The organism is Photobacterium sp. DNB22_13_2, assembly GCF_052873915.1.
The window spans coordinates 1-241 of the sequence record NZ_JBNNXU010000264.1 but is presented as its reverse complement, the minus strand read 5'-3'; the positions used below and the strand labels follow the sequence as shown (position 1 = coordinate 241).

Here is a 241-nt window from a genome sequence, read left to right as displayed (position 1 = left end):
AGGCAGTGGGGCTGGGTGTGCGCTGAAATGGTCAGCGGCAGCCTGACGGACTGGACTCATGACACTCGGACTCGCTCTAGCACAGAGCCGGCGAATCGCGCCGACGCTACTCACCCAGTTGGAGCAGAGCGCGCGCGAAAAGCGCACGCAGCTGATCGACGAACTGGTGGGCAGCGGGATCATGAGCGCGCACGATCTGGCCGTGTTCGTGGCCGGCAAGTACCAGATGCCGCTGCTGGAC

At 64.7% G+C, this 241-nt stretch carries 1 protein-coding gene; it reads left to right on the top strand.

Annotated features, from left to right (window positions below; all coding sequences use genetic code 11):
- Window positions 1-58: 58 nt before the first annotated feature.
- On the top strand, window positions 59-241 hold a 183-nt coding region (locus ACVA58_RS28600), incomplete at its 3' end, for a hypothetical protein (RefSeq protein WP_446513607.1).